13 protein-coding genes are annotated in these 14,481 nt (G+C 27.9%); 4 read left to right on the forward strand and 9 right to left on the reverse strand.

All coding sequences use genetic code 11. The features are described 5' to 3' along the window. The first annotated feature begins 182 nt into the window (after positions 1–182). Positions 183–1,238: a [FeFe] hydrogenase H-cluster radical SAM maturase HydE gene (hydE, locus tag CLPUN_RS21595; protein ID WP_077849293.1), complete on the forward strand. Its 1,056-nt coding sequence runs from the start codon at positions 183–185 to the stop codon at positions 1,236–1,238. A 425-nt stretch (positions 1,239–1,663) separates the two neighbouring features. Here the strand turns inward: hydE and rpiA are convergent, their stop codons facing one another. From rpiA to CLPUN_RS21625, 6 genes are all read right to left on the reverse strand, one after another. Further along, positions 1,664–2,344 carry a ribose 5-phosphate isomerase A gene (gene rpiA, locus CLPUN_RS21600; RefSeq protein ID WP_077849294.1) on the reverse strand — a complete coding sequence of 227 codons (681 nt, stop codon included), beginning with the start codon at positions 2,342–2,344 and terminating at the stop codon, positions 1,664–1,666. Positions 2,345–2,383: 39 nt separating this feature from the next. Then, positions 2,384–3,061, reverse strand: coding sequence for an HAD family hydrolase (locus CLPUN_RS21605; protein WP_077849295.1), 678 nt, complete (start codon positions 3,059–3,061; stop codon positions 2,384–2,386). Positions 3,062–3,228: 167 nt separating this feature from the next. Continuing rightward, a complete protein-coding gene (locus tag CLPUN_RS21610; protein ID WP_077849296.1) occupies positions 3,229–4,200 on the reverse strand; it encodes a Gfo/Idh/MocA family protein in 972 nt (323 codons plus the stop codon). 166 nt (positions 4,201–4,366) lie between these two features. Beyond that, positions 4,367–6,289, reverse strand: coding sequence for a PTS fructose transporter subunit IIABC (locus tag CLPUN_RS21615; RefSeq protein ID WP_077849297.1), 1,923 nt, complete (start codon positions 6,287–6,289; stop codon positions 4,367–4,369). Between the two features lie 18 nt (positions 6,290–6,307). Further along, positions 6,308–7,210 carry a 1-phosphofructokinase gene (gene pfkB, locus CLPUN_RS21620; RefSeq protein ID WP_077849298.1) on the reverse strand — a complete coding sequence of 301 codons (903 nt, stop codon included), beginning with the start codon at positions 7,208–7,210 and terminating at the stop codon, positions 6,308–6,310. A 36-nt stretch (positions 7,211–7,246) separates the two neighbouring features. After that, a complete protein-coding gene (locus tag CLPUN_RS21625; protein WP_077849299.1) occupies positions 7,247–8,101 on the reverse strand; it encodes a MurR/RpiR family transcriptional regulator in 855 nt (284 codons plus the stop codon). Positions 8,102–8,625: 524 nt separating this feature from the next. On the opposite strand from CLPUN_RS21625, the gene CLPUN_RS21630 reads away from it, so the two are divergent. Further along, positions 8,626–9,474, forward strand: coding sequence for a PHP domain-containing protein (locus CLPUN_RS21630; RefSeq protein WP_077849300.1), 849 nt, complete (start codon positions 8,626–8,628; stop codon positions 9,472–9,474). A gap of 31 nt (positions 9,475–9,505) precedes the next feature. On the opposite strand, the gene CLPUN_RS21635 is transcribed toward CLPUN_RS21630, so the two are convergent. After that, the gene (locus CLPUN_RS21635; protein WP_077849301.1) at positions 9,506–10,249 is read right to left on the reverse strand and encodes a DUF3298 and DUF4163 domain-containing protein; all 744 of its coding nucleotides are present in this window, start codon (positions 10,247–10,249) and stop codon (positions 9,506–9,508) included. A 298-nt stretch (positions 10,250–10,547) separates the two neighbouring features. On the opposite strand from CLPUN_RS21635, the gene CLPUN_RS21640 reads away from it, so the two are divergent. Then, positions 10,548–11,549: a polysaccharide deacetylase family protein gene (locus CLPUN_RS21640; protein ID WP_077849302.1), complete on the forward strand. Its 1,002-nt coding sequence runs from the start codon at positions 10,548–10,550 to the stop codon at positions 11,547–11,549. Between the two features lie 29 nt (positions 11,550–11,578). On the opposite strand, the gene CLPUN_RS21645 is transcribed toward CLPUN_RS21640, so the two are convergent. Beyond that, positions 11,579–12,634 carry an anti-sigma factor domain-containing protein gene (locus CLPUN_RS21645; RefSeq protein WP_077849303.1) on the reverse strand — a complete coding sequence of 352 codons (1,056 nt, stop codon included), beginning with the start codon at positions 12,632–12,634 and terminating at the stop codon, positions 11,579–11,581. A 414-nt stretch (positions 12,635–13,048) separates the two neighbouring features. Between CLPUN_RS21645 and ispF the strand changes: the two genes are divergently transcribed. Beyond that, positions 13,049–13,528, forward strand: a complete 480-nt coding sequence (ispF, locus tag CLPUN_RS21650; RefSeq protein ID WP_077849304.1) for a 2-C-methyl-D-erythritol 2,4-cyclodiphosphate synthase — start codon at positions 13,049–13,051, stop codon at positions 13,526–13,528. Positions 13,529–13,635: 107 nt separating this feature from the next. Here the strand turns inward: ispF and CLPUN_RS21655 are convergent, their stop codons facing one another. Next, complete coding sequence (locus CLPUN_RS21655) at positions 13,636–14,310, reverse strand: hypothetical protein (protein ID WP_143329097.1); 675 nt, start codon at positions 14,308–14,310, stop codon at positions 13,636–13,638. Positions 14,311–14,481: the final 171 nt, after the last annotated feature.

Genomic DNA, 14,481 nt, shown 5'->3' on the forward strand with positions numbered 1-14,481 from the left:
TCAAATCTCAATTTATAAAAATTATATCTTATAAGTTTTTTATACAATATTATTCAATATCTTATTTTTACTAAGAACCTTTGTATTGTTATATTTCTAAATTCTATAGTATACTAATAACAGTTAATATTTAAGAAATAATCAATGGATATCGTTAATTTTATTTTGATATAGGAGGAACCATGAATAAACTTATTGAAAAAGCTAAACTTACTCATAATTTAGATAAAGATGAAATATTGGAATTATTACAAAATGATAATATAAATGAAGAACTTTTCAAGGCTGCTGATGAAGTTAGGCAAGAATTTTTAGGTGACTATGTTCACTTAAGAGGCTTAATTGAATTTACAAACATCTGTAAGAGAAATTGTATGTATTGTGGACTTCGAAGAGACAATAAAAATCTTGAAAGATATAGATTGACTAAAGAAGAAATATTAGATTTTGCAAATAAAGCTGTTAGTTATGGCTATAAAACTCTTGTTCTTCAAGGTGGAGAAGATGATTATTTTACTAAAGAAAGAATGACTGAAATAGTAAAAGAAATAAAAAATTTAGGAGTTGCCTTAACTTTAAGCTTAGGTGAAAAGACTTATGAAGAGTATAAAGCATTTAAGGAAGCTGGTGCTGATAGATATTTAATACGTATTGAAACTACAGATAAAAAGCTTTATGAAGACATGGATCCTAATATGAGTTTTGAAGAAAGATTAGACTGTCTAAACAACTTAAGAGATTTAGGATATGAAGTTGGAAGTGGAATTCTTGTTGGACTTCCAAATCAAACCTTAGAATCTATAGCTAAAGATATATTATTCTTTAAACTAATTAATGCAGATATGATTGGAATTGGTCCATTTATACCAAATGAGGATACCCCATTAAAAGCTTCAAAGGGCGGTGACCTTACTTTAGCATTAAAAGTTATGGCTTTAACACGTTTAATTCTACCTGATATAAATATTCCGGCTACAACTGCAATGGAATCTTTAACGCCAAATGGAAGAATAATTGCACTTCAAAGTGGTGCTAATGTTGTAATGCCTAATGTTACTGAAGGTGAGTATAGAAAACTTTATGCATTATATCCAGGTAAAATATGTACTGGTGATACACCTGCCCATTGTAGAGGCTGTATAACTGGAAAGGTAACTGGCATTGGTAGAATAATTTCAGATGGTTATGGCTTTAGGGGAAATCAAAATACTAATGCTCATGATGAGAGCTTAATATGAAATATTATCGATAATTGAAAAAGTTATATATGGCTTCTATATACTAATGATAATATGACTGAAATTTAGTTTATATAAAATTAGTGGTTATAACTAAATCTTAATGAGAAACCCTATATAGATAATCTAAACTTGAACTATACTTATGCATATAACCAACAAAATTGGATACAGATTTGTTCTATAGAACTCAAAAAATTTAACAAATCTGTATCCAACTTCTCTCTTTTGCCATACTTCTAAACATGATAAATATTGAATATGATAAAAAATAGCTTAGTATACTGACATTATTTTATTACTAAAACTTAAATATATATGTTCTAAAAAATTTTGTTCATTAAGATTTAATTTCTATATTAGAGTGATTGGATAAGACAACCAACTAAATTATGAACTTTCTTAATTAGAACTTATATATAAATTTATTTTTTAGAAATTACTCTAATGCCATCTATACCTGTAACTAGCGCCTTAGTAACAACATTCACAAATAATGAGGTGTCAACAACTCCACAAATATTTTGCAGACTTTTTTCAAGTTTGTAAATATCAGTAACATTTTCAAACGTTACATCTATCAATAAGTTTCCATTATCACTTATTGTAAAGCCATCTTTTGCTGAACTATTTCTAATTGTTAGTTTTCCACCTAATTCTGTAACTATTCTTTCAACATACCCTAATGAATCTTGCAAAATTTCAAGTACAACAGGATGTTTAAACGTTAGTGTATTTGAAACTTTAGTATCATCTACAAGAAGTATGTAGTCATCAGCCATACTTGCAATTAATTTTTCCTTAGTATGAATTCCACCACCACTTTTTAATGCATTTAGATTTAGATCAACTTCATCACATCCATCAAAGGCTACACCTACTTTATCAACAGAGCAAGCATGAAGAACTTCTAATCCATTTTTTATACACAGCATTTTTGTTTTCATTGAAGGGGTAACCACCTTAACATTAAGATCTTTATCCTCTCTTATATAATCTATTAAGTAGGATATAGTACTACCTCCACCTAGACCTATTATCGTGTTATTTTTTATATATTTTAGAGCTTCTTTAGCACAAGCTTTCTTTAAATCATCACTAGTCAATTTTATTCTCCTCCTTCGTATTTTTTAATTATGTATAAATCAAAGATTCACTTGATTTTGCAGATTCTTTATAATATCTATAATTTCACGGGGATGATCAATCACATAATTGGGATTATAACTCTCTAATTCTTCACGATTTCGAAATCCCCAAGTAACGCCAACAGTATCCATTCCGGCTCCAATTCCAGTTTTCATATCGGTATTAGTGTCTCCTATATATAAACAATGGTATGGTAAAATTTCAAGTTCCTTGGCAGTAATAATTGCACCTTCTGGATCTGGTTTTCTCTTAACATCATCTTTTTCACCAGATATTTTATCAAAATATCCAATTCCAAATATGCCTTCCACATTATCAATAGTTCTTTCATGAGGCTTATTAGATAAAACAGCAATTTTAATGTTATTCTTCTTTAAATAATATAGCATGTCACTAATTCCATCATAGGCTTTCACTTCATGCATACAATAGACTTTAAAATATTCCATATAAGTAATCAGTGCATCTTCATAGTGTATTAAGTCTTTATCACCACAATAAATTAAAGCTCTTTCAATTAACTTCTTATATCCATCACCAACAAATATTTTATAATGCTCTTCATCTACAGGTCCTAATCCATACTTTTTTAAAGTCAAATTAGCAGTATAGGAAATGGCCTTAATAGAATCCACTAAAGTACCATCCAAATCAAAAATACAACATTGATACATTTTACATATTCTCCTATTCACTTATTATTTAGACACATTTTTTAAATAACAGACCAATATTCTTGCCTTATATGCCTATTAAATAAATTATATATCTACAAAACAACTAATACAAATGCCTATTAATGCATAATAAGCATTTGCATTACTATAATATGAATATAATTTTATTCAAAAGGATATACAAATCCCCATTGATTTCTTACTTCGCTTAATAAGTGAGTAACATCAATTGATAATTGAAGTTGATCATCACCGGTTTTATTGGTAATATATTCTTGCATATCTTCAACTTCATAATTAAGAGCTTTTGACGTTTCTCCTAACTGAAGTTCTTCTGTTCTTCCATCTTCTGTATAAGTAATCGTTGCTTTATCAGCTCTTGGATAATTATTTACCTCAATGTATCCAAGTTCTCCTGCAACAACCCCACGTTTTGGTTGCTTTGCTCTCATAGTTAAAGCCATAACTGCCATTTGATCACAATCATTTTTCATAATTATACCAGATTGTTCATCTACTCCAGTTTCAAAATATTTAGCCGTAGTAAGAACTACATTTGGTTTGCTTTCCATAAAGTATCTTGCAAATGAAGTTGCGTAAACACCTATATCTAATAGTGCTCCACCTGCTAGTTCTTTACTAAAGAAACGATTTGTCACATCATACTCTTTACAGCTACCAAAGTTAACTTGCACCATTTTTACTTTACCTATAGCACCTGAATTAACAATTTCTCTTAATTTTTTGTATAAAGGCATATGGAACATTGTCATTCCTTCTGCAATAACTAAGTTTTTTTCTTTAGCAATGGCAACTACTTCATCTAATTGTTTTGCATTTACTGTAATTGCTTTTTCACAGAAAACATGCTTTCCATTTTTTACTGCTTTCAATAAATATTCATAATGTAGATTGTGTGGTGTTGAAATATATACTATATCAACATTTGGATTTTCAATCATCGCATCACAGTCATTATAAACATTTGCTACCTTGAATTCTTGTGCAAATTCTTGTGCTTTTCCTAGATTAATATCGCCTACTGCATATACTTCACCATTTACTTCATTTAATGCAGTCGCCATTTCTCTACCAATATTACCAGTTCCTAAAATAGCCCAATTATATTTTTTCATTCTAAATTCCTTCTTTCCCATTTCTAATATGTATAATTTTATTTTTAGATATTACTGCGTATTTGCTACATGTTTGTTTAGCTCATTCAAAAATAATAGATTTAGTACACTTGTCCCTAATGAAATAAATTGTAAAACTTCTCATTAGAGAAAAATACATATTTTATTATTTATTTTCTTCTAGTGGTTTCTTTAAAATTGCCAGTATAACACAACCAACTACAGCCCCTACTACTAAAGCAGTTAAAAAACCAAATGGATTTCCTATTACCGGAAGTACGAAGATACCACCATGAGGTGCTCTTAAAGTACAGTTAAAGAACATAGATAAACCACCTGCTACTGCAGATCCAGCAATACAAGAAGGAATAACCCTTAATGGATCTTGTGCTGCAAAAGGAATTGCACCTTCTGATATGAAAGATAACCCTAAAATATAATTAACTAAACCTGATTGTCTTTCCTTTTTAGTAAATCTGTTTTTAAAGAAGGTTGTACATAGTGCAATTGCTAATGGTGGAATCATACCACCTGCCATAACAGATGCCATAACTTGATAATTACCTTCAGCTAATTGGGCAGTACCAAATACATACGATGCCTTGTTAATTGGACCTCCCATATCAGTAGACTGCATACCTGCAACCACCATGCCTAATAATATTTTACTTGATCCACCCATACTGTTTAACGTATTAGTCAACGCTGAATTAATTCCACCTACAAAAGGATTTATAATAGTGGTTACAACAGATACAGATAAAATACCAAGTACCGGATAAATTAAGATTGGCTTAATACCATCTAAAGCTGATGGAAGTTTACTAAATAATTTTTTAAGTGCTAGTACAAGATATCCTCCAATGAAACCAGCAAGTAATGCACCAAGAAAACCTGAGTTAACATTTCCACCAGCGGGATTAGCAAATGTACATCCCATTTTTGCTACAATACCACCAATAAAACCAACTGCTAAACCTGGACGATCTGCAATACTCATTCCAATATAACCTGCTAAGACAGGTAACATCATACCAAATGCTTGCTCACCAATTGTTTTTAAATAATTGGCAACCGGTGTATTTTTACCAAAGTTCGCTGGATTAATTTCATAATTATCAAAAAGAAAAGCTAAAGCAATCAATATACCACCGCCAATAACAAATGGAAGCATATGAGATACACCATTCATAAGGTGTTTATAAACAGAACGTCCTACACTTTCTTGTTCTGATTCATCTGTAGAAACTTTTGCTCCATTATGGTGATAAATTGGAACAGTACCACTTACTGCACGATTTATTAACTCTTCGCCTTTATGGATACCATCAGATACTTTTGTACTAATTACTCTTTTTTCATCAAAACGAGCCATATCAATATTTTTATCTGCTGCTATAATAATACATTCTGCTGCTGCAATTTCTTCTTTTGTAAGAACATTTTTTGCACCATCTGCACCATTAGTTTCTGCTTTTAGTGGAATTCCTAGTTGTTTTCCTTTTTGTTCTAAGTTTTCTGCTGCCATAAATGTATGGGCTATTCCAGTTGGACATGCAGTAACAGCTAATACTCTATATCCATTTGTTACTTTTGAAACCTTATCTGTAGATTCTTCTGGAAATTTTTCTGTTTCTTTTTCATCAATAATATTTAAGAATTCCTTTTTGCTCTTTGCTGAAATCAATTTATTTTTAAAATCATCATCCATAAGAATAGTAGATAGTCTAGCTAAAACTTGAAGATGTACATCTACTCCATTTTCTGGTGCCGCAATCATAAAAAATAATTTAGATGGCTCACCATCAAGTGCATCAAAATCTACTCCATTAGGAATGACCATAGCTGAAAGACTTGCATCTTTAACAGCCTTATTCTTTGCATGAGGAATTGCAATTCCTCCACCAATACCTGTTGAACAATGTGCTTCTCTTTCTAAAACACCTTTTTTGTATTCTTCAATATTACTTATGTTTCCTGATTTGTCTATTAAACTAGCTAATTTATTGATAACGTTTTCTTTCGTACTAATACTAGTATTGACACCAAGTTCAATACTTTGCTCTTTTAATAAATCTTTAATTCTCATAAAAATCCTCCTCGTAAATTATAATAGACTTAGTAAACTTATTACTTTTTCTTTGGTGGTTAATCCTTCAGAAAATGCACTTGCACTTCCAGCGGCTGTTCCCATTTTTAACGCTTCTTCATAATTATTATTTGTTAAATATCCAGCGATAAATCCAGCAACCATAGAATCTCCAGCACCTACAGAATTTTTAACTTCTCCTTTTGGCACTTCAGTTTTGAAAATTTCTTCATTTTCTGTAATTAAAATTGCTCCATCTCCTGCCATAGATATAAGCACATTTCTTGCTCCCTTTTCTTGAAGCTTTTTGGCATAATATATGATTTCTTCATCATTATTAAGTATCACATTAAACATTTCTCCAAGTTCATGATTATTAGGTTTAATTAAAAATGGTTTATATTTTAATACATTTAGTAATAAGTCCTTTGTTGCATCTACTATGATTTGGATGTCTTTTTTTTGTAATCTGTCCATAATCTTTTCATAAATATCTTCATCTAATGTGTTTGGAATACTTCCAGATAATATCAATATATCTTTATCTTGCAACTGCTCTAGTTTTTCAAATAACTTATCAATGTCTTCTTTATTGATATTTGGACCTTGCCCATTAATCTCACTTTCTTCATTAGATTTCAATTTAACATTAATTCTAGATAACCCCTCTTTTACTTTAATGAAATCTGTGGGAAATCCTAATGATTTTGCACCCTTTTCAATAACATCGCCTGTAAAACCTGCGATAAATCCTAATGCAATACTTTCATATCCTAAATTAGTCAAAACAGTAGAAACATTTAAGCCTTTTCCACCATAATAAATATCTTCTCTTTTAGTCCTATTTATTGCTCCCAATGTAAAATTGTCAACTTTAATTACATAATCTAAGGCTGGATTAAAGGTTACTGTGTAAATCATAATAATTTCCCCCATATTCATTAAATAATAGATTTTTTAGAATTTATCATCAGCAATAGACTGTTCATGTCTACTGATATTTTCATATACATCTTTTTTCCCTACTGTTAAAAATAAATATAAAATTTCAATTACCATAAATGCAGATACTCTAGAAAAATAATATTCATCCAAGAATAATTTTTCTCTCGTTGCTGTTGTAATATGATATTTGCTAGACATTGCAAGTGGTGAATGTTCATTATTAGTAATAGAAATAGTAGTCGCCCCCTTCTCGTTAGCAACATCAATTATATTCATTAATCTTTTAGATGCTCCCGAGTTAGATATTGCAATTACCACATCTTCTCCAGTCAAATTAAAAGTATACCCAATTTGAGTTTCCCAAATAGTATTGGCTACTGCTTTAATACCAATTTGATTAAACTTATATGTTCCATCTAAAGCAACCGGAATAGTATTACCAACTGCAACCAATTGAACAGATTTTGCATTCTTAAGTAGATCTAATATCTCTTTGAATTTTTTCTCGTTTATCATAGATATTGTCTGTTTAAGTTCCTCCATCTTATTTGCTAATATATTCTGTAAAGACTGCCCAATGTTATGTTCATCAATATCATTAGATACTGGTATAGCATTATCATTTGATTCTACAATTTCTTTTGCAAGACTAATTTTCAGATGATGAAAACCATTCATATTACACTTCTTGCAAAATCTTGAAACAGTTGCCTCACTGGCACCACTTTCTACTGCTAACTCTGCAATTGTCATTTCTATAACCTTTTCTTTGTTGTTTATAATATAATTTGCGATTTTTTTTTCTGCCTCAAAAAAATTATCATATCTTGAGAAAATCATGTCTAATACAGTTTTATTATTTTCCATATGTTTGTCTCCTTTCATGAAACAATATTATATAAAATATTATTTCTTACATCATACATGATTTGTTCTCGTATTTCTACTTTCACTATATCATGACATAATAATTTCGTCAATATATTATTTGTGCAATTTTATTTCACAGATAAATTAGGCAGATAAAATAGAATAGCAATCGAAAGATGTGTCATATATTTTATGCAAGTACAAGACTATAAATTGCTTATTGTTGGCTATTAATAGGACTTTACAATGTCGAATACCATAAAAATAACAAGCATAATTTCCTGTTATTTTTAATGTGTATTATGTAAATTTTATAAAAAAACAATTGTATTTAGATGAAACTCACTTATCATCCAGGATTATTTTTTCACCAACATGTATTGAACGAAATTAATTTTCATGATATTTTGTTAATAGAAATATTTAAATATTATAAAACTACAACATAAGCAGTTTAATTAATATAAGAACTAAAGGTGAAATTTAATATATATTAGATTACATAGAGAGGAAAGTGAAAAATGAAAGCTGATTTACACAATCATAGTTTTTTATCAGATGGAGTTTTAAGTATAAAAGACATTATTTATTATTCAAAGAAAGCAGGTTTAGATTGTATTTCTATTACAGACCATGATACTTTGGCAGGGGTGATAGAAGCCTATACTTTATGTGAAAAAATAGGTATATCTGTAATACCAGGAGTTGAAATATCTACTGTAGATTATCAAACTAATCGTTCTGTCCATATACTTTGTTATTTTCCAAAAGATTTTTTTAAACTTCAAAGATTTTTAAATAAAATTTTAATAAGCAGAGAAAATGCCAAAAGACAGATGGCACAAATGCTAATGAAAGAATATCCAATTACTATAGAGCATATAGAACGCTATAGTTCTAAAAGTGAATCTATGTATGAGACTCATATAATGCAATCTTTAGCAGATCTAGGCTATACAAATGTTGTAATTGGTGATTTATATAAAGAATTGCTTTCGAAGAAAGGAAAATATTATGTGCAAATTACTTATCCCAGTGTATATGAAACTTTAGATATGATAAAAGAAGTCGGTGGAATTTCAGTTATGGCTCATCCTGGACAATTTGATTCTAATGAATTATTAGAAAAATTAGCCAGAAAAAATTTGATTCAAGGCGTTGAATATAACCATCCTAAAAATTCAAAAGAAGTAAAAAAGCAAATAAAAGATATTGCTCAAAAATTTGATTTAATTATGACTGGAGGAACAGATTTTCATGGGAATTATACAACTTCACCACATCCAATAGGTTCTTTTACATGTCCAGAAGGTGAAGTTGAAAGGTTGATTAAATTAAATCACAAAATAAATAATTTTTTAGGCACATGAAAAAATAACATTCCAAACATGTGCTAGCTAATTAACTACTTAAACTTTTATAATAAACATAATTTGCCCCAAATAATTTTAGTGGAATTTTAAATTCAGGAATTCCAAATACATATGGTGCTATATCATATAATTGATAATAAATTACAAGTTTATCACCTTCTATATAAAAACTTTGATTTTCACCAATTCCTTTAAATTCACTTCCTGAATTAAAATAATCATCTGGATGTTTTTCAATATCTTCTTTTATGCTTTTATTAATTATGTCACTGTAAGAATATCCTTGAACAAATAATTCTTTTAGTGTTAATAATTTTTCCTTTTCTTTATCTATTGTATAAGAAGTCCTAGTTGTCATTCCATGCGCTCCACCTAAATATTCATAATAATCATTATATAAACTAATAAGCATATTATTATCTATTCCTATTGTATATCTTGAATAGACTTCAAAAGGGAATGTTGGCTTTTCTTGTCCTTCCATCCCAAAGTATTCCTTTGATGTTTTTTCAGCCTCTTCTGATTTAGGCAAAATATCATTATTAATAACATTATTTATTAAATTTATTTTTTTTTCATCATTTCCATCCAATATTTGAGGCATTTTTATATCTTCTTTAAAATAATCTAAGCTTTTGCTTATTGATTTTTCCCCAAGTGCAAATTTATTTTCTCTCTGTATTATAGCACTTATACACATTTCCTGTGGATAAGCTGTATATAATATTGATCCTATGATTATTAAGCCTGCTATGTTTGATATAATAGCCATTTGAATGCCTCCCTTATTTGTACTTTTTATGACTTTATTCTTTTTATATCCACAAAAGTAACATGTAATATTATGTATATTAACATATTCATAACATGTTATCCACATGCACCTGTGGATAATGTTAATAGTTATACTATTTTATATTATGCTACACTTTTATGAATCTTATTCTAAATTATATATAAATTAACACGCTAAAATTTTTAAATAAACAAATCTAACATACTATTTTTTTATAATTTAGTATATAATAAAAATAATATCTTTTATCTTAAATATAAGGAGCAATAGATTTATGTCTAAAAAAGATACTTCAAACAAAAGAAATATTTTTATAAAGAGTATTTCTAAAATTAAAGATAATTTAAATCTTCTAGTTGTTTTCTTAATTGTTACATTATTAGTTTACATATTCGTTCATAATTTATATTCTAAAAAAAGCATAGAAGATATTTCTAATAACATAACCATGAAAGAAAATAATTATAGAAGTAACAGTATTAATGATCAAACCATAGCAGCAAATGATATCGATACCATAAAGCAAAGTGAATCTAAAGATAATTCTGTTATAAATCAAAAGGTTACTTCTTTTAATAAAGCCGAGTCTGCTAAAAATTTAATCAATGATAATAGAGGTGTTCCTGTATTATATTACCATTCAGTTAAAGAATCTGCTGATAACGAAGTAACAATAACACCTGAAATGCTTAGAGCAGAACTAAAATACATACATGATGAAGGTTATGTTACATTAACAATAAGCCAATTTAAAGCTTACATATTAAATAATTCTTCTATACCTGAGAAAAGCATACTCATTACTTTTGATGATGGCTATATGGATAATTACTATAATGCTTTTCCCATATTAAAAGATTTTAATATGGTTGCAACTGTATTTTGCATAACTTCTGAATTAGACGGTTCTTATTATTTATCAAAAGACGCTATAAAAGAAATGTCTGCTTATGGAATAGATATCGAAAGCCATACTGTTAATCACCCTCACCTTAATAAAATGGATTATAATAAACAATTGGAACAATTAACAAAATCTAAAAAAGCTTTAGAAGAAATAACAGGTAAGGAAATTAACTCAATTGCATATCCCTTTGGTGATTTTAATGATGATAGTTTAAAAGCTGCAAAAGACGCTGGTTATACTTTGGGTTTTACTACTAAACTGGGTTTATCTGATAGAAGCGATAATCCTTTTACCCTTGATAGAATTTATATTAGTTCTAAATACGATATGAATACATTTAAAGAACTTTTAAATAAAACAAAGAAGTAACTCACTATAAAATGGGTTACTTCTTTGTTTTATTTTTTTGTATTCTTTTCTTCATTGTCACTAGAATATTGAGGTAATTTTTGTTGATTTCCTACATTATTTATAACTATAGGTATATTATTTTCAGATACATACTTGCTGGTTTTATTAAGTATTCCATACTTTAAAGGTTGTCCATTTACTGTTATTAAAATCTTTTTGCTTAAAGCTGGAAATTCTTTATTTATCTCTAACATCTGATTATCTAATGCATATTCAAAGGTTTCAGCAATAGCTTGATCAACATCTTTATTTAACATATTAACATTTTGTATAAGTTTATCTCCTTTTTCTGTAGGCGAATACACATATATTACTTTATTAAATTTATTAATATGCATTACTATATTAGAACTTGTCTCTATAACAATTATACTTTGTGTTCTCCTATATTCAATTACTATTCCACTTCCAATTATTATAATTAAAAATAATAAAATAGAAATATATATTTTATTATTTTTTAATGTCTTTTTTTCTTTACCTTCTGCTACTTCTCCAACACTTATTTTGTTATAAATTTTTATTTTTATAAATTCACCCATCGAAGTTAATATATAAGCAGATTTTTTTAATGATTTTACTACTATTCCCTTATATAAATTTTGCTTCTTATTTGAAATACTCTTTACATTGTTATCTTCTCTTAATTGTATTCTAAAGTAATCTTGTATTCCTTTATAATTAGGGTTAGTTAAAATTATGTAATAAACCATGATATAATCTCTGTATTTTTTCAAATATTCACCTTTTATTTTAGTTAATTTGCTTAATTTCAATATAGGCAAATCTTTTTTTTGAGTTATTGTTTTAATTAACTCCTCATTATCATATATATAATAAGCGATATTTAAAGCTATATTTCTATCATCTTCTTTAAGTGGAAAACTTATTAAATCTTTAAGTAAAACATTATAGGTATTTAGTTCATTTAAAAATAGGGATATCTGTTTGCTTCTATTAGTTTCTGCAGAATCTCCTACTAATAACATTGATGGAATTGTCGTAAATACATATTTATTTTTGTTAAAGCTCCGATTTTCCATAAAACTAACACCTCTTAAAAAAATAGTAACTAGTTGAAAGAATAATATCAAAATTATAATTTCTTCATACTATGTTATTATAGCATATAAAGCTATTTATCCATAAAATTTTATCTATCTAACTTTATAGTTTTGAATCAATATTTGGGAGATTATTTATGAAGAGAAAAATCATATATGTAGATTTTATAAAAAGACGTAGAATAAATTTTATACACTTTATTATAAAGAAAATTATCTCTTTGCTAAGGGTTAGGTTTAAATTTAAAAATAAGCGTTTAATTGATGTAGAAATTAACAATAATAGGCGTGTTTCTAATTAAGTATTTTGAACTTGATATTTTAAATCTCCCATCTCTTATCATATATATGTTAAAATGTATACATATAAAAACATTTTAACGAGGTGACTATATGAGAGTTGGTTTAGGCTATGATGTGCATAGATTGGTTGAAAATAGAAAATTAATTTTAGGAGGAGTTGAAATTCCATTCGAAAAGGGATTACTTGGTCATTCTGATGCTGATGTACTTCTTCATGCTATAATGGATTCTTTACTAGGAGCATGTGCCCTTGGAGATATTGGAAAACACTTTCCTGATACAGACAATGCCTTTAAAGGCATATCTAGTATTTTATTACTTGAAGAAACTGGTAAGTTAATTTTAAAGGCTGGTTATGTGGTAAATAATATAGATGCTACAATAATAGCTCAAAAGCCTAAAATGCTGCCATATATTGAGCATATGAGAGAAAATATCTCAAAGGTACTTAATATAGATATTAACAAGATAAATATTAAAGCTACTACTGAAGAAGGTCTTGGTTTTACCGGTGAAATGCTTGGTATTTCCTGTCAAAGCATAGCTTCTGTCGAAAGTGTTCTTCTTTAATTTTAATTAATTTTCCTAAAATAAAATATTTTGTACACTATTAACATTGAAAAAAAAGAGATACTGGCTAAATAATTAGCCATATCTCTTTTTATGCTTAATATAATTCAAAATACCTCACTTAATTTTCTCGATAAAATATTTCTAAACATTTCACCCTTAGCAAAATCAGTTGTTGCAGATTTACAAATTTCTCTCCATTCTTCTAATGTAATACCTATTCTACTTTCTAATTCTTTTTCAGTACTTGCCAATAAGGTCGATGATATTACAAATTCCCCTAATTCCTCTGGTGTTTTTAAAATTCTTATATATAGAAATTCTTTATTATCACCCTTCCATTTCTTATTAAAATCCAAAATAAATTTTCTTAATTCTGCTTCAATTTTATTAGATGGTAATCTCCATAAACTATTTAAAAATTCATAGTCATCTTTCATATTAATTGAAGTTTCTCTACTTATTTTATTTGATTTTTGCCCTTCATCAGCTATTTTATCTACGGTTAAATGTGGAATCTTTGTGACTAATTTTTCTTTTCCATATATCCATTTATAAAAAGCTTCTTGCAAAAATGAGTATTGAAAATACCCAATTAAACATTTTATACTATGACAGTATCCCCATATATTATTTATTCCATTTTTGCTTCCAAATATAATTGTATGGAAATAAACACTCTCTTCTGTGGGTGGCTTTTGCATAAACATATGTCCTCTTATTGTCTTATTCTCATTTATAATATTTTCCCAATAACTAAATGAATGATAATTTTCTCTCAATTTATTCACCTTCCTAGTCAATATTTTATAAAATACAATATCTAAATATCTTCTATTGTTAATTATTGTATTATAAAGTATTCTAACTCCATCTTTAGATTTACCATATTCATGTTATAAAATTAATTCTATATAATACTATATTACCCTTAATATTCTATTTTATTACTC

The sequence above is a fragment of the Clostridium puniceum genome (assembly GCF_002006345.1).
GTDB lineage: Bacteria > Bacillota > Clostridia > Clostridiales > Clostridiaceae > Clostridium > Clostridium puniceum.

Bases quoted from the DNA above. Each gene is read 5' to 3' on its own strand.
- CLPUN_RS21625 (WP_077849299.1), bottom strand. From the start codon at position 8,101: ATGGAAAATAATAAAACTGTATTAGACATGATTTTCTCAAGATATGAT.
- CLPUN_RS21610 (WP_077849296.1), bottom strand. From the start codon at position 4,200: ATGAAAAAATATAATTGGGCTATTTTAGGAACTGGTAATATTGGTAGA.
- CLPUN_RS21630 (WP_077849300.1), top strand. From the start codon at position 8,626: ATGAAAGCTGATTTACACAATCATAGTTTTTTATCAGATGGAGTTTTA.
- CLPUN_RS21605 (WP_077849295.1), bottom strand. From the start codon at position 3,061: ATGTATCAATGTTGTATTTTTGATTTGGATGGTACTTTAGTGGATTCT.
- CLPUN_RS21635 (WP_077849301.1), bottom strand. From the start codon at position 10,249: ATGGCTATTATATCAAACATAGCAGGCTTAATAATCATAGGATCAATA.
- CLPUN_RS21645 (WP_077849303.1), bottom strand. From the start codon at position 12,634: ATGGAAAATCGGAGCTTTAACAAAAATAAATATGTATTTACGACAATT.
- CLPUN_RS21615 (WP_077849297.1), bottom strand. From the start codon at position 6,289: ATGAGAATTAAAGATTTATTAAAAGAGCAAAGTATTGAACTTGGTGTC.
- CLPUN_RS21640 (WP_077849302.1), top strand. From the start codon at position 10,548: ATGTCTAAAAAAGATACTTCAAACAAAAGAAATATTTTTATAAAGAGT.
- pfkB (WP_077849298.1), bottom strand. From the start codon at position 7,210: ATGATTTACACAGTAACCTTTAATCCAGCCTTAGATTATGTAATTAAA.
- hydE (WP_077849293.1), top strand. From the start codon at position 183: ATGAATAAACTTATTGAAAAAGCTAAACTTACTCATAATTTAGATAAA.
- ispF (WP_077849304.1), top strand. From the start codon at position 13,049: ATGAGAGTTGGTTTAGGCTATGATGTGCATAGATTGGTTGAAAATAGA.